16 protein-coding genes are annotated in these 24,222 nt (G+C 61.2%); 7 read left to right on the top strand and 9 right to left on the bottom strand.

Annotation, left to right across the window (positions count from 1 at the left end; all coding sequences use genetic code 11):
* The first annotated feature begins 15 nt into the window (after positions 1 to 15).
* From ACTHN9_RS13850 to ACTHN9_RS13865, 4 genes are all read left to right on the top strand, one after another.
* Complete coding sequence (locus tag ACTHN9_RS13850; RefSeq protein WP_440537332.1) at positions 16 to 1,437, top strand: HlyD family type I secretion periplasmic adaptor subunit; 1,422 nt, start codon at positions 16 to 18, stop codon at positions 1,435 to 1,437.
* A 142-nt stretch (positions 1,438 to 1,579) separates the two neighbouring features.
* Positions 1,580 to 2,905, top strand: coding sequence for a TolC family protein (locus ACTHN9_RS13855; protein WP_440537333.1), 1,326 nt, complete (start codon positions 1,580 to 1,582; stop codon positions 2,903 to 2,905).
* Between the two features lie 422 nt (positions 2,906 to 3,327).
* Positions 3,328 to 9,252, top strand: coding sequence for a beta strand repeat-containing protein (locus tag ACTHN9_RS13860; protein ID WP_440537334.1), 5,925 nt, complete (start codon positions 3,328 to 3,330; stop codon positions 9,250 to 9,252).
* Positions 9,253 to 9,285: 33 nt separating this feature from the next.
* On the top strand, positions 9,286 to 10,101 hold the full coding sequence (locus tag ACTHN9_RS13865) for a sulfotransferase family protein (protein ID WP_440537335.1): 816 nt from the start codon (positions 9,286 to 9,288) through the stop codon (positions 10,099 to 10,101).
* Between the two features lie 128 nt (positions 10,102 to 10,229).
* Here the strand turns inward: ACTHN9_RS13865 and ACTHN9_RS13870 are convergent, their stop codons facing one another.
* The 5 genes from ACTHN9_RS13870 to ACTHN9_RS13890 form a co-directional block, all read right to left on the bottom strand.
* Entirely contained in the window at positions 10,230 to 10,730 is a 501-nt protein-coding gene (locus tag ACTHN9_RS13870) for a hypothetical protein (RefSeq protein WP_440537336.1), read from the bottom strand.
* Between the two features lie 173 nt (positions 10,731 to 10,903).
* Positions 10,904 to 11,461 (bottom strand): hypothetical protein, encoded by a 558-nt coding sequence (locus tag ACTHN9_RS13875; protein WP_440537337.1) that lies wholly within the window; start codon positions 11,459 to 11,461, stop codon positions 10,904 to 10,906.
* Between the two features lie 95 nt (positions 11,462 to 11,556).
* Positions 11,557 to 12,732 carry a glutathionylspermidine synthase family protein gene (locus ACTHN9_RS13880; RefSeq protein ID WP_440537338.1) on the bottom strand — a complete coding sequence of 392 codons (1,176 nt, stop codon included), beginning with the start codon at positions 12,730 to 12,732 and terminating at the stop codon, positions 11,557 to 11,559.
* On the bottom strand, positions 12,729 to 14,174 hold the full coding sequence (locus tag ACTHN9_RS13885) for a saccharopine dehydrogenase NADP-binding domain-containing protein (protein ID WP_440537339.1): 1,446 nt from the start codon (positions 14,172 to 14,174) through the stop codon (positions 12,729 to 12,731). Before ACTHN9_RS13885 ends, ACTHN9_RS13880 begins: the two co-directional genes overlap by 4 nt.
* A gap of 147 nt (positions 14,175 to 14,321) precedes the next feature.
* Positions 14,322 to 14,858, bottom strand: coding sequence for a peroxiredoxin-like family protein (locus ACTHN9_RS13890; RefSeq protein WP_440537340.1), 537 nt, complete (start codon positions 14,856 to 14,858; stop codon positions 14,322 to 14,324).
* Between the two features lie 90 nt (positions 14,859 to 14,948).
* Between ACTHN9_RS13890 and ACTHN9_RS13895 the strand changes: the two genes are divergently transcribed.
* The gene (locus tag ACTHN9_RS13895; RefSeq protein WP_440537341.1) at positions 14,949 to 15,716 is read left to right on the top strand and encodes an AraC family transcriptional regulator; all 768 of its coding nucleotides are present in this window, start codon (positions 14,949 to 14,951) and stop codon (positions 15,714 to 15,716) included.
* Between the two features lie 98 nt (positions 15,717 to 15,814).
* Positions 15,815 to 16,888: a histidinol-phosphate transaminase gene (gene hisC, locus ACTHN9_RS13900; protein WP_440537342.1), complete on the top strand. Its 1,074-nt coding sequence runs from the start codon at positions 15,815 to 15,817 to the stop codon at positions 16,886 to 16,888.
* A 123-nt stretch (positions 16,889 to 17,011) separates the two neighbouring features.
* On the opposite strand, the gene acnB is transcribed toward hisC, so the two are convergent.
* The 4 genes from acnB to ACTHN9_RS13920 all read right to left on the bottom strand — a co-directional run bounded on the left by acnB (position 17,012) and on the right by ACTHN9_RS13920 (position 22,817).
* A complete protein-coding gene (gene acnB, locus ACTHN9_RS13905) occupies positions 17,012 to 19,597 on the bottom strand; it encodes a bifunctional aconitate hydratase 2/2-methylisocitrate dehydratase (RefSeq protein WP_440537343.1) in 2,586 nt (861 codons plus the stop codon).
* A 342-nt stretch (positions 19,598 to 19,939) separates the two neighbouring features.
* Positions 19,940 to 20,683, bottom strand: a complete 744-nt coding sequence (locus ACTHN9_RS13910; RefSeq protein WP_440537344.1) for a hypothetical protein — start codon at positions 20,681 to 20,683, stop codon at positions 19,940 to 19,942.
* 195 nt (positions 20,684 to 20,878) lie between these two features.
* The gene (locus ACTHN9_RS13915) at positions 20,879 to 21,889 is read right to left on the bottom strand and encodes a DUF2891 domain-containing protein (protein WP_440537345.1); all 1,011 of its coding nucleotides are present in this window, start codon (positions 21,887 to 21,889) and stop codon (positions 20,879 to 20,881) included.
* A gap of 118 nt (positions 21,890 to 22,007) precedes the next feature.
* A complete protein-coding gene (locus ACTHN9_RS13920) occupies positions 22,008 to 22,817 on the bottom strand; it encodes a TetR/AcrR family transcriptional regulator (protein WP_440537346.1) in 810 nt (269 codons plus the stop codon).
* A gap of 206 nt (positions 22,818 to 23,023) precedes the next feature.
* On the opposite strand from ACTHN9_RS13920, the gene ACTHN9_RS13925 reads away from it, so the two are divergent.
* Positions 23,024 to 24,205, top strand: coding sequence for an isovaleryl-CoA dehydrogenase (locus ACTHN9_RS13925; protein WP_440537347.1), 1,182 nt, complete (start codon positions 23,024 to 23,026; stop codon positions 24,203 to 24,205).
* The last annotated feature ends 17 nt before the right edge of the window (positions 24,206 to 24,222 follow it).

The following is a 24,222-nucleotide window of genomic DNA, read 5'->3' on the forward strand; positions in this document are numbered from 1 at the left end:
GCGGAAAGCGTGCAAATGAAATCGTTGAGAGTGCAGGCGCTAACCGATCTGTTGCGTCGCTACGGCGCCGTCTGGAAGGCGGCATGGGGGATTCGCCGTCAGCTCGAGGGGCCGCCGCGGCTCGCACACGAACTCGCGTTCTTGCCGGCCAATCTCGAGCTAGCCGAGACACCGGTGCATCCTGCGCCAAAGTGGGCGATGCGGATCATCGTGACGCTGGCATTGCTTGCCGTCTTGATCGCCGCATTGGGTCAGCTCGATATCGTCGCTGTTGCCAAAGGCAAGCTGATTCCAGACGAGCGCGTGAAAATCATCCAGCCGGCGGTCACCGGCGTGGTCAGGCGCATCCTCGTGCACGATGGTCAACGCGTTAGCGCCGGACAATTGCTGATCGAACTCGACCCGACACAGTCGGCTGCCGATTCGAGCAAGGCGAAGGCCGCGAAGCTCGATGCCGCGCTTGCGATCGCCCGGGCGCAAGCGCTGCTCAAGGCGCAAGCGGGCGGCGGTGACCCCTTGCTTGCGCAGGTGGATGGCGCGTCTAGCCAGGAGATGGACGAAGCGCAGCACTTCGCCGATGGCGTTTATCGAGCTTATGAGGACAAGGTTGCCAGCTCGCGGGCGGAATTGAGCAAGCGCGAAGCCGAGCTTGCCACGACGCACGAGCAAATCGCCAGCTTGGAGGCGACGGCGCCACTCGCGCGAGAACAGGCGAATCAATACCGACTGCTCGCGAAAGACAAGTACGTGGCGCAGACGGACTACCTGGACAAGGAACAGGCGGCGCTGCAAAAGGAGCACGACTTGGCGGCGCAGGAAAGCCATGCCCACGAACTGACGGCGGGCATCGCAGAGCAGCGCGCCGATATCGCGGCAACGATGTCGGAGTTTCGCCGCGCACAACTCGACGACCTCGACAAAGCCACGCAGCAGCTTCAGCAGAGCAGCAACGATGAAACGAAGGCCGTCACCCGCCAACGGCTCATGAGCCTATCGAGTCCAGTTTCGGGCACCGTGCAGCAACTGGCCGTCCATACGCTTGGGGGCGTCGTGACCACGGCGCAATCATTGATGGAAATCGTGCCGGACGACTCCGTTGAAGTCGAAGCCAACATCGAGAACAAGGACATCGGCTTCGTGAAGGTCGGGCAGACGGCTGTCGTGAAGATCGAAGCGTTTCCCTACACGCGCTACGGCTACCTGACGGGCAAGGTCGTCGAGGTGCCGAACGATGCGGTTCAGGACAAGAAGCTTGGATTGACGTTCGTCGCACGCATTCGCTTATCGACGAACCGGATCTTGGCTAACGATCAATGGATCAACCTGACCCCCGGCATGGAGGTGACGGCCGAGATCAAAACCGGCAAGCGCAGCGTCGCGCATTACTTTCTCGATCCGGTGATTCAGACAGGCGAGGAGAGTTTGCGTGAACGGTAATCGTTGGCCGTCCATGCTGATACGGGCGCGATGGGTGGTCGCTTACTCGATAGGGATGAGACTGCTCTGTATCGCAGGGCCTGCGCACGCTTTTGATCCACTGTTTGCCGAGCGGGCGATTCCAGCCACGCCGGCTGCGTTGATGAAAGGCGACGCAGTGACCGGGACGTGCGTGTTCGGTGCGATACAGACTCCGCTTCGATTGCCGGAAGCCGTCGAGCGCGCGCTTTGCAACAATCCCCAGACTCGCCAAGCCTGGACCGACGTGAAGGCCGCCGCGGCTGCGGTCGGCAAGGGCCGTTCGGCCTACTTGCCGCAGGTCACCGGCAATTGGCAAGGGACGCGCGATGAGACGAAGGAAGCCATTAGCGGTTTGTCGCAGTTCGATTCGACCTATCGAAACAGCGCGCTTCGCAATGAAAGCGTCTCGCTGAGTTGGGTGCTCTACGACTTCGGCGGACGTAAAGCCGCGCTCGCCAATGCCAATGCGTTACTCGTTGCAGCCCGCGCCACCGAGGACGCGACGCTGCAATCCGCATTCGCGACCGTTGCCAAGGACTACTACGCCGCGCAATCGACACAAGGCGCATTGGTTGCGGCGAAGGAAGTCGAAGCGACAGCCGCCGACAGCCTGAAGGCGGCCACGATGCGTGTCGATCATGGTGCCGCGCCGATCACCGATGAACTGCAGGCGCGGACATCGTGGGCCAACGCCGTTGTCGAGCGCACGAAGGCCGAGCGCGATTGGCAAACGGCACTGGGGACACTCGCCGCGGATATGAATGCCGAGCCGTACGCGACGATCGTGTTGCCGGACGTGGCTGACGGCGTGGCGCCGGACAATGCGTTCGACGAATCGGTGGCCGATTTGATCGGCGACGCAAAGCGATTTCATCCGAGTGTCGCGGCCGCCGAGGCAGAGCTCGAAGCGGCGCAGGCGAAAGTGCGGCAAACGAGCGCCGAGGGCATGCCGACGGTCAGCTTGGTCGCCAAATACAGTTGGAACAATCAGCCGACGACGTTGGAACTCGGCGTGCCGCAGGTGCCAGCAACGACGCGCGAATGGTACCTCGGCATTCAGGTGACGATCCCGTTCTTCGAGGGCTTCGGCCGCACGTATGACGTTCATCGAGCGCAGGCCGAGGCGGAAAAGCAGGGCGACGTGCTGGACGAAGCACGACGGCAAGTGGGACTCGATGTGTGGACGAGTTACCAAGCGCTGCAGGCGGCCGGCAAGAATGTGACGAACAGCGCGACGCTGCTCGATGTCGCGCAACAGTCGTACGCGGCGGCGCAACGCCGATATCAGATCGGCGTTGGCAGCATCCTCGAATTGCTCAACGCGCAGTCGGCGCTGGCCGAGGCGAAGCGGCAGCGGATTCAAGCGCTGACGGATTGGAGGTCGGAGCGGTTGCAGTTGGCCGCGAAGCTGGGGCGGTTGGGGATGTGGGATGTTTTGCCGGGTTAATGATGAGGCGAGCTATGGGCATGTTTCCAAACGTGACTTCGATGCGAGTTTTTGCAGAACGGTCTTGTTGATGTTGTCGGCGATGGCATAAATGGTTTCGATAACCGTTCGTATTTTAATTTGCGATTATGTTAAAAACAAACTTGTTGCCAATTTCATGCGCGAGCACGTTGATATTTGTCACTGGACTTTTGGCGTTCGGTTGCTCTCCATTCATGATGAATTATGTTGGAATTTGCGCAGCTTTTTTTTCAATAGGCACGGTTTGCTCTGTGTTTGTATTTGCTGCGGCGGTCATCGCGAAAATTGGTTCTGGTGCCAGAGGGGTCGCCTTGGTTGTGATGTGGGTATTTCTATTGATTGGATATTTCGTTGAGCTTCGTCACATTTTGGCAAATGTTTGTCTTAAATGAGAGGATATCATGGGCACATTGGAAGGATTGGCGCCGTTTATCAACGGAAGTGGATATGCATTCGGCTCGGTGGATGGTCTTGCAAGTGTGCAGTCGGCAGCAGCGGATCTTAGCAAGAACCCGGGCGACCCCGGCCTGCAGGCAGCATATAACGCGGCATATTGGAATGCTGTTGCCGCCGAGACCGCATTGATACCGGGTGTCGGCGCTGTTTATGCGTCGAAAGCATTCGCAGCAGATCTGGTGAGCATATCGGTAAATAAGATAAGCCCGCTTTCGGAGGAAGGTGCTGGCGCCTATGTCTCATTGATGAGCAATTTTGCCATCATGCTGTCGCAAGGCGTTGCGGTAAGTGCGGTTGTCGGCGGTGCTCCGATGACCATCGCTATTGCGGGAACGACATTCGTCGCCTCAGAGTTGGTCGATTTTGCGAGCGCTATTCTGACTACTGCTGGAGTTTACATCGACAAGGCCACAATCGGAAATTATCTTGCGCAAGGTACTAGTGCGGCGGGGATCAATCCGAATGCGGATGGATCATACAATGTATCGAATACTGGTAACTCGTCATTGAATATCGGTTTCAATGGCATTATGCCACAATCCACGTTTACTATGAACACCGTCGATATCCAGGCCGGCAACGCGCTTTACGTGCCGACCGTCGACATCAACGGCAATATCACGGGATTCACTGCGCGGGTGCCGACGGACGTCTATCAATACGGCAACGGGACGGCAGGAGCGAATTTCGGCAACGACGCGTCGGTCGCGACGAATGTAACGGATATCCCGAATTCACCGGCGGGCGCATCCCCCACCGCCGTATGGAACGTTCCCAATGTGAACGGTACTTCCAATAACGCTGTCGTTGTTCAATATTCAGACGGTACTTTTGGCTCACTAAGCGGCAGTGTAGGTAACTACACCGTGCAAATGAAAAACGTCGGCGCCCCGCTGCCCGGCCAGTCCAATGAAGTCAGCATGACCGATGACAACGGTCAAATTTCCGCGTCAATTAACGGCAGTGGCGCAACGCTAGATGCCAGCAACTGCGCAGTCAACCTCAGCGACGGTACAAGTGCGACTCTGGACGGCTCGAATCTCCAGGTGACTGCGCTCTCCGGCTCCGCCTTCACACTGAATGGTACAAATGATCAGGTCAGTGCATCCGGCGCCACTATGACGTTGGCAATGAACGCTAACGCCGATATCGTCGGCAACAACAACGTTGTTACCGATGTTTCGGGCTCCGCCGACGTGAGCGGATCGCACAACGATGTAAGCGTGTCGGGCGCAGGCGCAAGTGCCAGTGTGAACGGTGGCGACAACGACGTCTCCGTGTCGAGCAATGCATCGGGCAGCACGATCGCGTTTGGCGGCACCGGTACGGGTGCCGATACCCTTAGCGTCGCATCCGGCGCAACAGGCGTAACGGCGCAATTGGGCCTCTCTACCTCGACGCTCGATCTCGCCAGCGACACCAGCGTGGCGATCGACAGTGTTAACGGCGGCGGTACCGTGGTCGGCACGACGGGCGATAGCGCCACGCTCTCCGGCAAAAACATCACGCTCGATGCGACCGCGGGCCAATATACTTTCACAGGCACCGGCGGCACTGCCGACGCCTCGAACAGCACCATCGACATAACGACCGGCGGCAGCCTGAACCTCGCAGGCAGCGGAGACACGGTCGCATTGCGAGATGGCTCGACAGTTACCGTGGGACACAACTTCAGCGACACGATCGAAAACGACGCCAACGGGCAGACGATTTCAATCGACAACGGAGACCTCACGCTATCGGGCAGCACACAAGCGTGGTCCGCTGGGGTGTCCGACACCGTTGCCGTCGCCGCGAACGGCTCTGCCATCGCGACCGCGTACGACAGTGCGACCGACTCGAATCTGACGACCGTGGTCGATACCGCCGCGAACGGCGGCATTAGCCAAATCGCGACGACGACCGCGGGCTCGAGTTCGGACATCTACGACACGACGATCACCAATGGCTCGGACAAGGTGCTGGAGACGGAAACGAGCGTGTTGTCCAACGACGCGTTGCAGTTGCAAAGCGAGTCGACGTACAACCTGAATGGCCAGTTGACGCAGACCGCGAGCTACGACGATGGGGTGCTAGCGCAAACGAACGACTACGCCTACGTCTACGGCACGAACGGCGCACTGAACGCGATCGACATCAGCAGCTACAACGGCAGCAATGTGCTGCAGCAAACCGAGAGCATGCAGTACGACGCGAGCGGTCAGGACGACGAAAACGTGATCGACTACGCAAGCGGCGGCTCTCAGATTCAGCAGCTCACCGGCCTGCCGAGCAATCTGTCGCAGATCGACGAAAACTTCAGCGGCACGGATGGCGCGGGCACGGAGACCGCGATGATTATCGACTATGCCGCCGGCGGTTCGCGGGAGCAGTTACTGGGCGATTTGCCGAGCGGCACGATGGGTTCCTTCGAATATTTCGATGGTGCCAACGCGACGGGTACCGAAAGCGCGACTCTAACAAGCTTAACGAACGGCGAGTACGACTATCAAGTTCTATCGTCGACCACCCTGCAAATCGGTGCAAGCATAAACTCATCGGTGCAGTCGACCAGTACCACTGGCGCGACGCTGGACGTGGGCGCCGGAGCGACGCTATCGGTCACCGGAAACGACATGGCGGTAAACGCGACGGGCGGCACTTCGATTACAGCCCAGGGCAACGGCGACACGATCATCGGAGCGAACGACGACACCGTCAGCATCGCAGGCACGGACGATAGCGTCACGGCGGGCAGCGGTAGTGCGATCAGCGTTGCGGGCCAGGACGATACGTTGACGGCCTCGGGCAGTTCGATCGCCTTTGGTGCCGACAGCCAGGCTACGGTCACCGGAACAGGCGATAGCTTCACGGTTGCATCGGGCGCTGTCATCGACCTGGGCAATGCCTCTATTACGGCAACCGGAACTAACGACGTGACGATCGACGGCTCGGTCACGTCGAGCGACGTGCTCGACCTGAGCAACGACACCATTTCAATTGGCGCTGACAGTAGCGTGTCGATCGATGGTTCGCACGATAACATTCTCGGTTCCGAGAATGACTCGTTCACGATCAATGGCAGCGATAACACGACATCCTCAGGCAGCGGTAGCGTGATCAGCATCGCAGGCCAGGATGAATCGGTGACGGTGGCGGCGGACAACAACCTAACGATGTCCGGTTCCGATGACACTGTCGTCGGTGCGACAAACGACACGCTCACGATCGACGGCAGCGGCGATAGCACGACAACGGGAAGCGGTGGGGTGGTCAGCATCGCAGGGCAGGATGATACCGTGACGGCATCGAGCAGCACGGTCGACGTTGCATCCGGTGGTCAGGCGCAGATCGACGGCTCCGGTGACAACATCACGGGTGGTACCGGCAGCGCACTCGCGGTGGATGGCCAAAGCGATTCGATCTCGGCTTCGGGAAGTTCGCTTGAGTTCAATGCCAACACCCAAGCGACCGTCACCGGAACAGGCGATAGCTTCACGGTCGCCTCGGGCGATGCAATTGGATTGGGCGGCGGTGCCAGCATTACCGCAACCACCAACAGTAGCGTAACAATCGACGGTGCGTTCGCGTCGGGCGATGTACTCGACTTGAGCAACGGCTCCATTTCCGGTGCCGCCGACAGTAACGCAACGATTTCCGGTTCGAACGATTCGATTGTGGGCGGGGTGAAGGACACGTTTGCGATCAGCGGAAACAACGATAGCGCGATCGCGGGTAGCGATAGTGTGATCAGCATCGCGGGCCAAGGCGACAAGGTGACGGCGTCGAGCAGCACGGTCGACGTCGCAGCCGGCGACCAGGTGCAGATCGATGGCACGGGTGACGGTGTCACGGCTGGCAGCGGAAGCGCGATCGCCGTGGACGGCCAGAGCGATTCGATCGCGACGTCGGGCAGTTCGCTCGACTTTGGCGCCAACAGCCAAGCTACGGTCACGGGCACAGGCGACAGCTTCACGGTTGCCGCGGGCGATGTCGTCAATTTGGGGAATTCCACCATCACCGCCAGCGGCAGCAATGTGACGATTGACGGGTCCTTCGCGTCGGGCGATGTGATTGACCTGAGCAATGCGACCGTTACGTTGGGGGCTAATGCGAACGTCACGATCGTCGGCTCGAATGACACGATCGATGGCGCGGCGGGCGATACCATCAGCATCACCGGAAATGGCGATACCGGCGTGTTTGGGAATGGCAGCTCGGTGAGCTTGACGGGGCAAGGCGAAAACATCACCGCATCGGACAGCACGATCGATGGGGCCAACGGCTCGACGTTTGCGCTGTCCGGCGGGAGCGACAGTGTCACCTTGTCCGGCTCGGGCGACAATGTCGACCTGCTCGGCGGAACGGGCCTGTCGGTCACCGGAAGCGGCGATACGATCAACACGACGAGCGGCACCAGTTTCAATCTCTCCGGCAACAGCGATAGCGTCGGTCTGGGCGGCTCGGGCGATTACGTCGGTTTGCTCGGTGGCACTGGCCTGTCGGTGAGCGGAAGCGGCGATACCATCAATACGACGGGTGGCACCAGTTTCAATCTCTCCGGCAACAGCGACTCCGTCGGCCTCGGTGGCTCGGGCGATTACCTGGGCTTATCGGGTGGCTCGGACAGCGTAAGCGGTACGGGAGATACCATCGATACGACCGGAGGGAGCAGTTTCAACCTGTCGGGCGGCAGCGATTCCGTTGGCTTAGGCGGCTCCGGCGATTATCTTGGCCTTCTCGGCGGTACGGGTTACAACGTTTCCGGCACCGGAGACAGCATCGTGACGCAGTCCAACACCGGGCTGCAAATCAACGGTAGCAGCGACACCATCAACGTTGGCGCGGACTCGTCTGTAGACGTGACCGGCGGCAGCGGCGATGTCTTGGACGGCGATGCCGTTAGCGGTGGGGATACGTACGATACGAACGGCAGCGATACCTTGTCCGGGCCTGGCATCGGGGGGGGCGACGGCGGCGCACCTACCGGTGGATACGGATACGGCGGTGCTGGCGGATATTACGGATATGGCGTGGCTGGTTCGAGCGCGGTAGTGTCTGCTGCAGTCGGTCACGATATTGGGGCGATCGCCCAATACGACTTGAGCCATGGCAATTTGGCGGGTGCCGCCGCAGCCGAGCGTGCACTTTACCAGGCCGATGAAACTGCGCACCACGTGCCGACGGCAGGTTCGGGGGTGGCAGTCGGTACAGGCGAAAAATGGGCAGCCGGCAGCGTCATCACATGGAGCGTTTCCAGTGCTATGTCGCAATACGGCAGCGATGTGCAGCAAGCGTTTGCGACTTGGGCATCGGCGTCGGGGCTGAAGTTCGAAGAGGTGTCGAACACTTCTAGCGCAGACATCCGGATTGGTCTGGCCGATCTCAATACGGCGACTTCGGCAATAGTGGGTTATACGCGCTCGAAGAGCGCGTCCGGTGTGATTTCGGGCGCCACGATCGAACTCGAAGATCCGACGCAAGATGCGCTGATTGCCGGCAGCGATGGAACGCAGACTTACACCGGGACCAACGCGACGCTGGAGCAGGCGCTGCTGCATGAGATCGGTCATGCCCTGGGGTTGGCCGATGACACCGACAGCAGCTCGATCATGTATTACGAGCTGACGTCGAGCAATCGAACGTTGGATAGCACCGACCTCGCCGGGATTAAATCACTCTATGGCTCGGCTTCGGGAGCGGTGCAATCCAGCGCGGCGATGTCGACGAGTGCTCCCGGCGAAGCTGGGATGCAGGCGTGGATCTCGGATCAGCTTGGCCAGATGGTTGCGAGCATGGCGGCCTTCAACGCGCAGCACGCCGCGGCGACGACCCCTATCGCCCAAGCGACCGATCCGCATCTCGTCACACTGGCTGCTAGCAGTCATTGATTTTTAACTAACCTCTCGCCGACAAGGAGCCGTATGGTTCATCGATTGCATTTGATCTCGGGCCTGCCCCGTTCAGGATCGACTTTACTGTGCGCGCTCCTGCGCCAAAACCCGCGCTTTCGCGCAGCGATGACGAGCCCGGTCGCCTCGCTGTGCGGCGCGCTTCATCAGAAAATGTGCGGTGGCGAGTTCAGTGTCTTCTTCGATGATCCCAAGCGTGCAGCCATGTTGCGCGGCGTGTTTGACGCTTACTATCCCGATGTAGAGCCGGAGCACGTTGTTTTCGACACGAATCGAACGTGGACAGCCCGCGCGGCGTTGCTGCGCGAACTCTATCCGCAATCGCGCCTCGTTTGCTGCGTTCGAGACATCGGTTGGATTATCGACAGTATCGAGAAAATGCTCGCCCAGAACCCGCTCCAGTTGTCGCGGATGTTCAATTTTCAACCCGGTGTCTCCGTCTATTCACGCGTGGACATGCTGATGAATTCGGAGAACGGACTGATCGGCCATCCTTGGAGCGCGCTGCGGGAAGCTTGGTTTGGCGACGAAGCCAAGCGCCTGATCGTCATCCCGTATGAACGTCTGGTGAAAGAGCCCGAACGAACGTTGAGAAAGCTCTACGACGAACTCGGCGAGCCCTGGTTCGCGCACGACTTGAACAACGTGATCTACGATGAGCCCGACTACGATGCGCTTCTCGGCATGCCCGGTTTGCACAAGGTCAGAGAAAAGGTCGAGTATCGCGAGCGCAAACCTTGCATTCCGCCGGATCTGTTTGCGAAGTACGCGGGCAGCTCGTTTTGGGCCAAGCCCGAGTTGAACACCCGTGGCGTCAAGATCTTGTGATCGCCCACGAGCATCTCGCTCGGCTGTACGGTTTGCGCTCGACTATGGCGCCGCGCGGGAACGGGAGCCAACGCTCGATCGGCTTCTCCAACTCATGCGCCGCTAGCGCCGTCCGATTCTCATCCCCGTTACATGAGCTTGATAATATGTTCGGCGATATTTTCGGTGTCCTGGGCCGACGTCCACGCTGTAATGGTGACAACGACTTGGCCCACCAATGCGTTGATCGCTGTTCCGCCGCCAATCTGCGGTGTGAGATAAGCTAGGTCGCCGTAGCCGGGGCCTGTCAGTTTTTTGGCGGGGCTACCGTGCTGACCGGCAAACTGTGCCATGCCTTCGAGAAATTGCCGGTTTAATGGCGCATCGAACGTGATCGATAACGGCACCTTCTTTCCCGGCATGTGCACGCGACAGGCCCGTAAAACCGTGTAGGGAACCTGAGCCCCGAGTCGGTTTACCGCAGCGGTATTGTCCTCGACTGAGGCGATGGGCCCGTAGGCGGCCGCAATAGCCTGTCCCACGGCGTCGCACGTCGGCGCCTTGCCGGGCAACGGCGCCGCCACAGCCGTGGCGGAAAGGGGGAGCAGCAAGGCCAACGACATCGTGAAACGCGAATTGAGCCAATTCACTTGTCTTCTCCTTTTTTCTCGATTCCCTGGCAGCGGCCGCTGCCTCAGGCAGTTTGTCCGTCTCCATCGCGGGAAACCCGTCGGCCCAGTGAAATATCGGCCGTTAGCTTCATCAATCCGGGCGATCCGCTTCCTTCGCGAGTGGATTCTATACCTCGGAGCGCGAGACGACTTCAGCCGCCGCCCGATCCGTGACCGCCTCCGCCGCCATGCCCACCTTCGCCTCCGTGCCCGCCTTCACCGCCCGACCCGCCGCGGAAGGACAGAAAGCCGCCTCGCGAAATCGCGCGGCCTTCGCTCACGGAAACACTACGAGGCGTCGAATGGAACGCAGACGAATCGGCCGATAACGCGCTTTCGCGTACCGTGAGCGACGACACTGTACCGTGCTGCGTCGGCACGCCGATCGTATGCAGGCCACTCGCATGATAGACGAAGCCGTCGCGTGCGTAGTACGGGCCGTACCAGCCGCCATGTGCGGCGCCAGAAAAGCCAGCGCCCGACGCACCCGACGCACCCGACGCACCCGACGCCGCGTCCGCCTTTGCTGCATCGCCGGCGTCGGACACGAACTCGCAATCCGCCGGGTCGTTCCAATCCTGCAAGCACGCGTCACGCGACGCATATCGCGTCCGCTCGACATCGACGGCGGGTTCGCTCGGCGACAGCCATAGCGCGGCACCGACCGCCAGCCCGCCGAAGCCGATCAAGTACAACAGGGGCTTATTCAAGTTACCCTTCTGCCCGGGGGCGCTCCGCGAGGGTGCTGGCTTGCGCTTCGGTCCGTTCGCGCTGTGCTTGTTTTTGTCGGCCATGATAATCGCGCTTAACCGCGCGTGAAGTAATGAGGAACGAAGTTCGACGTATTGGTGGCGATTAGCCCGGATTGTTCGCGCACGCAAAGCCCGGCCGGCGCGTCGTCGACGATCCAAGCGCCAAGCGTGACGAAGCGGTCGCCGAACTGCGGCGCCGGGGCGTAGGCCTGATAAACAAAACCTTCGCGACCGTATTGCCCGCCTGTTTCGATGCGACGTCCGTCCGGAGTGACGAGCATCACGTTGGCGCCTTCTCGCGAGAGCAGCGGCTTTTTCACATAGGGGCGGCGACTGAAGTGCGCCTCGTGGAACGACGCCTCGAGCAGATTCGGATGATCCGGAAACAGCTCCCAAAGGATGGGCAAGATGCCCTTGTTCGACAGCACCGCCTTCCACGGAGGCTCCACCCAACGGCAACGGTCCTTCAGCAAATCGTCGCCGTAGGCGGAATTCATCATCCATTCCCACGGGAACAGCTTGAACATCAGCTCGATCGCCTCGTCCTGAAGATCGACGAAGCCTCCGTCGCCGTCGACGCCAATGTCCTTGACGTCGATCAGCTTGACCGACCACCCGGCCTGCACGGCCGTGTCCATCAAATACTCGGTATTGCAGACGTCTTCCTGGCTGTCGTACATGCACGCGAAATGCAGCAGCGATACGTCGCGGTAGTGGTTGCGCAACCAGCTCCAGCGCGCAATCAGTGCCTCGTGCAAGCTGTTGAACTGGTCGTCGTGAGGCCGCACGTCCTCTTTCCAGAAGAATTGCGCCAGGCTCGCCTCGATGATGGACGTGGGCGTGTCGGCGTTGTATTCGTACATTTTCGGCTGGCCGTCCGCGCCGATCGTCAGGTCGAAGCGGCCGTAGAGCGTAGGATCGTCCCGTTCCCACGACTCGCGAATCCAGGCCGCGGCGCGCGTGCCGATGCCGAGCCGCACAAATAGGTCGTGCTCGATCACATGATCGACCGCGGCCAGGCACAAGCGGTTCAACTCGAGTGCGGCGGCGTAGAGTCTTTCGACTTCCTCCTCGGAGAACTCGTACGCAATATCCTCCCGCCAATAGATGAAGGTATGCTGATCGACAGGCTGCGGCATGTCGTTTTCGTCCAGCGAGTGGAAATGAAAACCGATCGATTCCAGGCGGCTCGGCCAGTCTGGCCGCGGCATTTGCGCGATGCGTTTCATGCGGATTCCGTTTGGCAATGTGAGGCGACGAGGTCCACGCTGTCATCCCGAGCGACGGGTGGGCGGCACAGGAAATCGCCGAAGCGCAATTCGGTGCCGCCGGGGCGCCAACGGGTCCAGACTCGCTGGATCGGCTCCCAGAACTTTTGTACGCGCTCGAAGGTCGTTCGATGATCGATCGCATCGGATTCGACGATGCCGGCGCGTGGGTGCTCGATCATCCAATGCATACCGCCGATCACGCTCGACACTACCTGCAAACTGGTCGCATTGTTCAACGGCGCGAGCTTGCGTGCCCGTTCGATCGATAGCGCCGAGCCTAACCACAGCGATTCACCGCGCCCGCTCATGACGAGTACGCCGAGTTCGTCGACGCCGGTGACCAGTTCGTCTTTCAGTACACGTGTTTCGGACAGGCCTTCGCGCTGGTCGTCCGGCGACGGAAAGCCTCCGGCAAGCAACGGAAAATACGCTAGTGCCGCATCGATCGGGCGATACGCATAGTAGACGGTCGGCCGATGGCGCGGCCGTCCGTCCGCATCGGCGAGCGTGAGGTAATCGGCGACCGAGATCGATTCGTTATGCGTGAGCACGTGCGATTCGAAGGCGCCGTGAAGCGGTGTCCACGTCAGAACCTTCGTGTCGATGCCGTTGGTGGCAAGACGGATCGCGGGCGCGGCGCGGCCGTCTTCCCGATAGCGGCGCGCGCCGGCAGGCAACTGCGTTTCATGCGTGCCCCAGCCGAGTTCGGCGTGCTGCAGGCATTCGGCGACGAAGCCGTCCACCGACCACGTATTGACGAATGTGTCGCCGGTGGCCGGCGTTGCAGTGCGTTGCGTGTCTCGTTCGGAAATCTGGATGACGCGGACATCGAGATCGGCGGCAAGCAACGCCCATTCATCGCGACTGCGAGGTACGCGGTTCCGCCACGCATTTAGATTGAAGCGCTCCGCCATTTCGACGAGTGCGCATTTCGCCAGCACAGAAACGAAGCCGGGATTGGCGCCGTGGGCCACCAGGGCGGTTGGCGCGCCTCGCCGTATCTTTGCAAGCGTTAGTAGCTGTTGCCGCAAGGCATAATTGGTAGTGGAATCGGCATCGCCAAGCGCGTAGGCCCACGGTTCGATACCGGTATCCAGATAAAATGCGCCACGTTGCTGCGCTAACTGGATCAACGCCGCGCTTTCGACCGCGGGGGCGAGATTGAGTAGAAAATCGCCGCGTGCGAGCAAAGGGCCGATCGCATCCGCGTAATTCGATGCGTCGATCCGGCGTACGATAAAGCGCACCCCCCAAGCATTCGCCAGCGCCACGCGCGCCTCGTCGCCGTGTTGCTCGATGGCGGTCAGCGTGTACGTCGGAAAGGCGGCACGGAGCAGAGGCAGTATCGCCTGACCCAGATTGCCGAAACCAACGATAACGACATGACGACGGTAATCCATTGAGCGAACGAATGAGTTGTCGAATCGGAACGTGCACGGGTGCGGCACAGGCGACGCGTATCGCCCGTATGTGCGATTGCGCCGCATGATAACGCATCGCGAGTCTCTATCGTTCTAGGACAACTCGTTTTGGTCTAGCGAATCGGCTCAAACCGCGCCGACATACTCCCCGCGCGCCGGATAATCATGCTGGATCGTGAAATCGATCGCCTGCAGAAGCTCCTTGAAATTCGGCCGAACGAACGGCATCGATTGTATCGAGAGGTAGTAAATGGTCCGGTCCGGACGAAGCAGGAAAAGACCGGGTTCGGAAAATAGCTCGGGCTCGACGATCCCGATCGAGGTCTTGCCGCGAGAAGCCGAGATATAAAGTCCCCATTTGCGGGCTTCCGACAACGGAAGCCCATAACCGATACGCAAACGAGTCGCGGCAATCTTTTGCTGCATTTCGCGCGCGCGAGACGCACTATCGGAACTGATGGCGATCGTCGTGACGCCTCGTTGCGCGAATTCCGGCGCGAGACGGTCCAGCTCCTTCAGATACATCGCGCAGATCGGGCAGTGCAGCCCGCGATAAAAACAAATCAAGGTCAGCCGCTCAGGCGCCTCCGACGCGAGTTCGAACGAACCATGGTCCAAGGTATCGACCGCCAGCGCGGGTGCCGTTTGACGCGGGGTGAGCATGTCGCAACTCCTTTCATGACTGGGGATTCGCGCTCGTTGACGCGATGAGTCGACTGTCTCATACTTTGTGGCATGAAAAATCCTAGAAACATGATCGAAAATCCGGTTCGACCGAACAAGGTGGATCGGCTCTCCGCCTTTTTTCGAGCCTTCGATTTGTCGATCCAAGTGTCGGATAGCCCCGTGCCGACGGCCGACGCAAGCATCATGGTGCTTGGCGATTCGCAACGGATGCCGCAACAACTCATTCTTTACACCGGCTCGCCACAACGCTCCACGGTCGCAATCGACGCGCTCGTCGGTGCTTCGGTCAGCTTCGGCGGGCCGTTGAATCCGCTTGTTACAGCATTGCCGGAAAGCGTGTGCGTCGATTTGAACGAGTTGCCGACGTTGCACGCGATCACTCGAGCATTCGTCGAAGAAGCGTCGAATCCTCGCTGTGGGCAAAGCGCCGCGATGGGCCGTTTATGCGAGGTGATGTTGCTCATGATCTTGCGGCAGGTCATCGATGGCGGTGCGACGTCCCCGGGATTGCTCGCCGGGCTCTCTCATCCCGCGCTGCATCGCGCGCTAGTGGCGATGCACGATGCACCCGATCGGCCCTGGCGCGTCGAAGAGCTTGCTTGCGTTTCGGGTATGTCGCGCAGCCAATTTATGGCGTCGTTCCGGCAGATCGTCGGCACGACGCCCGCTGCCTATCTGACGACGTGGCGCCTTGTTCTCGGCCATCGCGCGCTGGTGGGCGGTGCGAAGATCAAGGCTGTTGCACAGCGCGTCGGTTTCGGTAGCGCGTCGGCGTTTTCGCGCGCGTATTTGCGCGCGTTCGGATACTCGCCGATCGCGACGCGTCAAAGTTAGCTTCATTGCCAGGCGTTGATGGCTCCGATTGCACTCACGCCGATGACTGAGTCGCTACAGATCGAGTAATCTTTGCCTTTTAGGTCAGGAGGGAACTGGTGAGCCGTTATTGGAGCGATATCGTTCAGAAACTTGTGCCCTATGTGCCGGGTGAGCAGCCGGCGCTCGCGCACCCGCTCAAGCTGAACACCAACGAGAATCCCTATCCGCCGTCGCCGCGCGTCGCCCAGGCCATCGCGGGCGAATTGGGCGAGGCGGGCGAAACCCTGCGGCGCTATCCCGATCCGCTTGCGCGCCGCCTGCGCGAGACGGTCGCGGCCCATCACGGCTTGAAGCCGGAGCAGGTATTCGCAGGCAACGGCTCGGACGAAGTACTCGCGCACGTATTTCAAGCGTTGCTCAAGCATGACAAGCCGCTGCGCTTTCCCGATATCACCTATAGCTTCTATCCGACCTACGCGCGGCTGTACGACGTGCGCTACGAGGCCGTCCCGCTCGCCGACGATTTTTCGATCGAGGTCGACAACTACCTGGGCGACGCCGGTTGCGTGCTCTTTCCGAATCCGAATGCCCCAACGGGCCGCGCATTGCCGCTCGCGGACATTGAACGGATCGTCGCTGCGAATCCGTCGTCGGCCGTCGTCGTCGACGAAGCCTATGTCGATTTCGGCGCGCAATCGGCCATCTCGTTGATCGACCGATATCCGAACTTACTCGTCGTCCATACGGCGTCGAAGGCGCGTTCGCTCGCCGGTATGCGGGTGGGTTTCGCGTTCGGTCACGCATCGCTCGTCGAAGCGCTCAATCGCGTCAAAGACAGTTTCAATTCCTACCCGTTGGACCGCCTCGCCCAAGTCGCCGCGCAGGCCGCCTATGAAGACGACGCCTACTTCCGTGCCACGTGCGAGCGAGTGATCGCGAGCCGCGAGCGGATGACCCAAGCGCTGTCGAGCCTAGGGTTCGAGGTGGTGCCGTCGGCGGCAAACTTTATCTTTGCGCGCCATCCGGTACACGACGCTGCAACGCTTGCGGCGCGTTTAAAAGACCGAGAAATTTTCGTGCGGCATTTCAAGCAGCCGCGCATCGACCGACATCTCCGCATTACCGTCGGCACCGACGGCGAGTGCGACGCACTGGTCGAGGCAATGCGAGAATTGACGACTACGCCGTGATGTCGTTCGCTTAGTCGTTAGCGCACCCCAAAAAAATAGCACCGCAGCGATCCCGCCTGCGGTGCTATTCATCATCGGTGCGAGCCGCGGCGATACAGCCCGCCGCGGCCCATTCACCCGTGCTTACATCGACACGGTGTCGGCCACTTGCTTGAAGTCTTCGATCTGATCGAAGTTCATGTACTGGTAAATCTTGTCGCCGTTGGCACTCAGCACGCCGATGTCGGCCATGTACTCTTCCTTCGTCGGGATCTTGCCCAGGCGCGAGCAGATCGCCGCCAATTCCGCCGAGCCGAGGTACACGTTCGTGTTCTTGCCCAGGCGGTTCGGGAAGTTCCGGGTGGAAGTGGACATCACCGTCGCGCCTTCGCGCACTTGTGCTTGGTTGCCCATGCACAGCGAGCAGCCCGGCATTTCGGTGCGGGCACCAGCCGTGCCGAATACGCCGTAATGGCCTTCCTCGGTCAACTGCTTCTGGTCCATCTTGGTCGGCGGTGCCACCCACAGCTTGACCGGGATGTCGCGCTTGCCTTCGAGCAGTTTCGATGCGGCACGGAAGTGACCGATGTTCGTCATGCACGAGCCGATGAACACTTCGTCGATCTTGTTGCCGGCCACGTCCGACAACGTCTTCACATCGTCAGGATCGTTCGGGCACGCCACGATCGGTTCGTGGATGTCTGCCAGATCGATCTCGATGACGGCCGCGTACTCGGCGTCGGCATCGGGCGACAACAATTGCGGATCGGCGAGCCATTGCTCCATCGCCTTGATGCGGCGCTGCAAGCTGCGTGGGTCTTGGTAGCCCTGGGCGATCATCCACTTGAGCAGCGTGATGTTGCTGTTCAGGTATTCGATGATCGGCGCTTGGTTCAAGTGCACCGTGCAACCGGCGGCCGAGCGCTCGGCCGATGCGTCCGACAATTCGAACGCTTGCTCGACCTTCAGATCGGGCAGGCCTTCGATTTCGAGAATGCGGCCCGAGAAGATGTTTTTCTTGCCCTGTTTGGCCACCGTCAGCAGGCCTTGCTTGATGGCGTACAGCGGAATGGCGTTGACGAGATCGCGCAGCGTGACGCCCGGCTGCATCTTGCCCTTGAAGCGCACGAGCACCGACTCCGGCATGTCCAGCGGCATCGTGCCCGTGGCGGCCGCGAACGCGACCAGGCCCGAACCGGCCGGGAAGCTGATCCCGATCGGGAAGCGGGTGTGCGAATCGCCGCCCGTGCCCACGGTATCGGGCAACAGCATGCGGTTCAGCCACGAGTGGATCACGCCGTCGCCCGGACGCAGGGCGATGCCGCCACGCGTGCTGATGAAGTTCGGCAGCGTTTGGTGCGTCTTCACGTCCACCGGCTTCGGATAGGCGGCGGTGTGGCAGAACGATTGCATGACGAGGTCGGCCGAGAAGCCCAGGCACGCCAGGTCTTTCAGTTCGTCGCGCGTCATCGGCCCGGTCGTGTCCTGCGAGCCTACCGACGTCATCTTCGGTTCGCAGTACGTGCCCGGGCGTACGCCCTGGCCTTCGGGCAAGCCGCAGGCGCGGCCGACCATCTTCTGCGCCAGCGAGAAGCCCTTGCCGCTGTCGGCCGGCTGTTGCGGCAAGCGGAACAGCGTGGAGGCGGGCAGGCCCAGCGCTTCGCGCGCCTTGGCGGTCAGGCCGCGGCCGATGATCAAGGGGATCCGGCCGCCGGCGCGAACTTCGTCGAAGAGCACGTCCGACTTGACCTGGAACTCGGCAATTACTTCGCCGTTCTTCAGCGCCTTGCCTTCATACGGGCGCAGTTCGACCACGTCGCCCATTTCCATCTTCGAGACGTCGAGTTCGATCGGCAGGGCGCCGGCGTCTTCCATCGTGTTGTAGAAGATCGGGGCGATCTTGCCGCCGAGGCACACGCCGCCGAAGCGCTTGTTCGGGATGAAGGGGATGTCTTCGCCCGTGAACCACAGCACCGAGTTGGTGGCCGACTTGCGCGAGGAGCCGGTGCCGACCACGTCGCCCACGTAGGCGACCAGGTGGCCCTTTTCCTTCAGCGATTCGATGAACTTGACCGGGCCGCGCTTGCCGTCTTCTTCGGGCGTGATACCGGGGCGCGCGTTCTTGAGCATGGCCAGCGCGTGCAGCGGGATATCCGGGCGGGTGGTGGCATCGGGGGCCGGCGAGAGATCGTCGGTGTTCGTTTCGCCCGTCACCTTGAACACGGTGATGGTCAGGCTTTGCGGCACTTCCGGACGGCTCGTGAACCATTCGGCGTCGGCCCAGCTTTGCATCACGGCCTTCGCGTTGGCGTTGCCCTTCTCGGCCAGCTCCTTGACGTCGTGGAACTGATCGAACATGAGGAGGGTTTTCTTCAGCGCGTCGGCGGCTGTTGCGCCCACTTCGGCGTCCGACAGCAGCGCGATCAGCGGCTCGATGTTGTAGCCGCCCAGCATCGTGCCGAGCAATTGCGTGGCGCGCGCGCGGGAGATCAGCGGGCAGGCGGTTTCGCCCTTGGCCACGGCGGCCAGGAAGCCGGCCTTCACGCGGGCGGCTTCGTCCACGCCGGCAGGCACGCGGTGCGTAATCAGATCGAGCAGCGCTTGCTCTTCGCCGGCGGGCGGATTCGTCAGCAGTTCCACCAGCTCGGCCGTTTGTTGGGCCGTCAGCGGCAGGGGAGGAATGCCGAGCGCGGCGCGCGCGGCTACGTGAGCACGAAAGTTTTCAAGCATGGGGGACCTGCTGTATCGCGTTTCGAGGGAAGGCCAGGCACGCCGAGGCTGTTCCTGTTCCGGGCACTGCATCGACCGGGATTCTAGTTTGCAATGGGTGGAACGTCAAATGTCTTATGTCTTATATAAGAGTTGAGCGCGAAAAAACGCGGCGAGCGTCGCCGAACGCAGTGGAGGCCGACGATGCGCGATATTCCGGGCATCGCCGGTGTATCGGCGCGCCAGCGAGACCTCGTGAGTGCAGGCAGAGGTGACGAGCCCCGAGCCTGGGGTGCGGTGGCCCCGAAGCGTTGTAGCCCGGGGCTTCGCCCAAATCGTAGGGGGAGGGCAACATCGAGGCGGTTACAGCCCCTCGTATTTGCCTTCCTCGTCGACATAAAGGACGCTGACGATGAACCACCGGCCATTCGCTTTCTTCAGGTGGTATTCGTAATCGTCGGTTAATGACAGTGTGCCGACCTTCTTCGTGTGGCGTGTCTTCACGACGGATGTATCGCCCGTGGAGTCTACGCTTACGATGACTTCGTTCTCGCTGGTGTGCGTCGACTTGTTGCCGAAGGCAATGGGCTGATGTCGATGGCCCGGGATGCAAAATTTCCCCGTCAGCGTTGCGTACGCCGATTCCGCGGCGGCCATGCCGTTCCCGGAACGCGGATCTCGGTTATGCGCCTCGTTGGCATAACGATTCCACGCTTCATAGTCTGCGATAAAAGCAAGGACCAATGCTTTCGGTTCAAGCGTGTCGGCGAATTCGTCCAGCCGGAAAGGCGGCAATTCCGGCGCCGGCGCCGGCCCCTGCGGTTGCGCGGCGGCCTTTTGCTGTATCGCTCGACCCCAAATGGCTACAGTGCCTTCGAAATGGCCTGGATTCGTCGCCGAAATGCGTATTTGCGACGGGATTACGCTGTTTCCCTCGTACTCGGGGGTCGCGCTGTATTGCGTGGCTTGCCCGTTGCGCGCCATGGGGGCAACGGTGTTCGAATCGATGCGCTGTTTAAGCGCCGCGGCGAACGGCGGAACGTAGACGACGTTCGGTGGAATATCCTCGCCACCGAATTCGGACGGCAACAGCAATAGCTTCTGCAATTCGCCGCGCTTGGAAAGGGCTTCCGCTTTTGCGCGCGAGTCGACGTGCCGATAGTCGGGACCCGAGGCGGGAGCCTCTTTTCGCTTGAACCACCCGAACATGGACTGAACCCCCGAGACATTGCATTGGAGAGGATGCCGGCAGGCAATCCAATTTATCGAGAAGAAGCGGGAATGTAGCCGCCCCGCCGATTCTCACGATTCCAGTGCCAACAACGCAAACGTGGCGAGCCAATGCTCGCCCATATAATCGCCGGCCACATGCGCGAGCGCGGTCTTCAAATGCGCCTCGGCCGCGTTCTCGAGCAGCGCCTTGCGCGGGTCGCCGTCCGGCAAGGCGCCGGCCAACGAGCGCTGGCACCAAGCCCGGCTCAAGTTCAAGCCGTCGAGGTGGGCGATCTTGCCGTCGGTGCGATCCGTGACGGTAACCGGCGTAAATAGCGTGGCCGGTTCGCGCTGCGCGAGCCGGGGAAAGAAGCGGCCGAACCACAGGCTGAACGCATCGAGCGGCAGCGCGCGCCGCATCAATTCCGCCTCCATCAGCGAGGACGACAAAAAATCGTCGCCGCCAGGCTCCCATGCCTGGCAATCGGCATCGCTCTTATACCAGCGCCATGCGGTTTCTTCGATCAAGGTCGCGAACGCCGTCCGCCCCGTTGCATGCGCGAATTCCAGCGCCAACGCCAGTGCGAACGCCGTGTTGAAATGCGTCCCCACGCGCACCGGATAGCTCGCCTTCGGCAAGAATTCCGTGAATCGGTCGATGAACGCGTTGGTCAGCGGAGCGAGTGTCGCGGCCCAGCGAATGGCCTCCGGCGAACGCATCGCGTCGAGCTGGCCGGCGAGGGCGAGCAGCCACGCCCATCCATAGGGGCGTTCGAATCCCCGATTGTGAGGAAGGCTCAAATAAGCGAGTTCGCCTGCGACATTGGCGGGCGTGAAGTGCGCGTCGACGACAGTGCGGATCTCGGCCGCTTGCGGCAACTCGGGGTATCGATCGAGCAATCGCAGCACGAGCCAATATCCATGCACGCACGAATGCCAGTCGTAGCTGCCGTAGAAGATCGGGTGCAACTCGCGCGGCGAACGGACGTCTTGCGGGCCGGCAAGCGAGTGCGTGATTTTGTTGGGGTACTCGCGTGTCAGATGAGCCAGCGCCAAGGTGGCGAACTTTGACGCGATCGCGGGCGTGAGACGAGTAGTCATCGAAGCGGGCAAAGGGGGAGGCGAAAACCCCTAACGATAGCCTTGCGTTTCGCCTTCGGCAAGCGCGCCGAGAAAGCGCGCCTCAGGTCGAACGGGCCGGGGACAATGCGTCGATGCGTCAATCGCCTGTCTGCAAGCGCCGCGTCTTGCGCCGGTTGCCGGCACTGGTATCGGCATTGGCCGAATCTGCCTCGTCCGTCGGTACCGCCGATTCGTACCGCCGCATCGCTTCGCTCACATCGTCCTTCAATTGCACCAGCGCGGCGATCGCCGGAGCCGGCGGTTGCAGTGCGGTCCATAGGATGTCGACGAGCCGATCGGCTGTCACGTCGATGTCGGGGCTCCGATGCGCGAGCGTCGCATCCCACAGGACATGCTCCATCGGCCCGAACACCATCGAGCGCATCAGCCGCAGCGGCAGATCGGCGCGGATCTGCCCGGCCTGCTGTGCCTGCGCGAGCACGCGCATGAGCGGGGCCGTATAGCGGCGTTGCAGGGCCGTCAGCTCCGCGCTCAGTTCATGATGCTTCGCGCGGCCTTCCGACAACACGAGCGAACACATCCCCGTTCCGTGCACGAGCATCAACCGCAAGTGCGTGCGGACGATGAAGGCGAATTGCTGGCGCGCGCTGCCGTCCCGTGGCAAGCCTGTTTCGATGGCGGCGATGATTTCGTCGTACCAATCGGCGATAACCCGGGCGCACAACTCGCGCTTGCCCCGGAAATAGCTGAACACGGTGGCTTCCGAGACGCCGAGTCGCTGCGCGATCTCCGCGGTCGTCGCGCGTTCGTAACCTTTTTCCGAGAAGACATCGCGCCCCGCCTGGAGGATGTCCTTCACGCGTTGCTGCGATTTGCGCCCGGCCGGCTGGCGCCGCGCGCCCGCCGTTTCGGCCTTCGATTCTTCCCCGGTCTGAGTCGTATTCAATTTTGTTGCACTCGCGTGGTTGCTGCGCCGGATCTTAGCACTGACAGCCCGCGCAAGTCCGTCGTATCGAAAAAATGAGCGTTCCTCAACAAAACTATTGACGCTTACGTAAATGTGGCGTGAAATGCGCGGTGTTCGAGCGCGAATGCCGCTCGCGAGGGCCCGATCCGGCCCGAATCCGAATACCCGAATTCGAGGAGACGTTCATGAGCAATGTGCCTGGTTTGCAGTTCGCGCTCGGCGAAGACATCGACATGCTGCGCGACGCGATCGCCCATTTCGCCGCGAAGGAAATTGCGCCGCGCGCGGGCGAGATCGACCGCAACGATCAATTCCCGATGGATTTGTGGCGCAAGTTCGGCGAACTCGGCGTGCTCGGCATGACCGTATCGGAGGAATACGGCGGCGCGAACATGGGCTACACCGCGCACATGGTGGCGATGGAGGAGATCTCGCGCGCGTCGGCGTCGGTCGGCTTGTCGTACGGCGCGCACTCGAATCTGTGCGTAAACCAGATTCACCGCAACGGCACGCCCGAACAAAAGAGCAAATACCTGCCCAAGCTCGTCTCCGGCGAACACGTCGGCGCACTGGCGATGAGCGAGCCGAACGCGGGTTCCGACGTCGTCAGCATGAAGTTGCGTGCCGATAAGCGCGGCAGCCGCTACGTGTTGAACGGCACCAAGATGTGGATCACGAACGGGCCGGATTGCGACACGCTCGTCGTCTATGCGAAGACGGACGTGGAAGCGGGCGCGCGCGGCATCACGGCCTTCATCGTCGAAAAGGGCATGAAAGGATTCTCGGTCGCGCAAAAGCTCGACAAGCTGGGCATGCGCGGCTCGCACACGGGCGAACTGGTATTCGAAGACGTCGAAGTGCCCGAGGAAAATATCCTCGGCCAACTGAACGGCGGCGTGAAGGTGCTCATGAGCGGGCTCGACTACGAGCGCGCGGTGCTCGCCGGCGGCCCGACGGGCATCATGCTCGCCTGCATGGATGCCGTCGTGCCGTATATCCACGATCGCAAGCAATTCGGCCAGCCCATCGGCGAGTTCCAGCTGATTCAAGGCAAGGTTGCCGATATGTACACGACGCTGCAAGCGTGCCGCGCGTATCTGTACGCGGTGGGCCGCCAGCTCGATACGCTCGGCAAGGACCACGTGCGCCAAGTGCGCAAGGATTGCGCGGGCGTCATTCTCTATACCGCCGAAAAAGCCACGTGGATGGCGGGCGAAGCGATCCAGATCCTCGGCGGCAACGGCTACATCAACGAGTATCCGGTCGGCCGTCTGTGGCGCGATGCGAAGCTCTATGAAATCGGCGCGGGCACGAGCGAAGTGCGCCGCATGCTGATCGGCCGCGAGCTGTTCGCCGAAACGCTTTGACGGACAGGGCGAGAGCG

It is taken from the genome of Trinickia sp. (genome assembly GCF_051953405.1).
In the GTDB taxonomy this organism is placed as follows: domain Bacteria; phylum Pseudomonadota; class Gammaproteobacteria; order Burkholderiales; family Burkholderiaceae; genus Trinickia.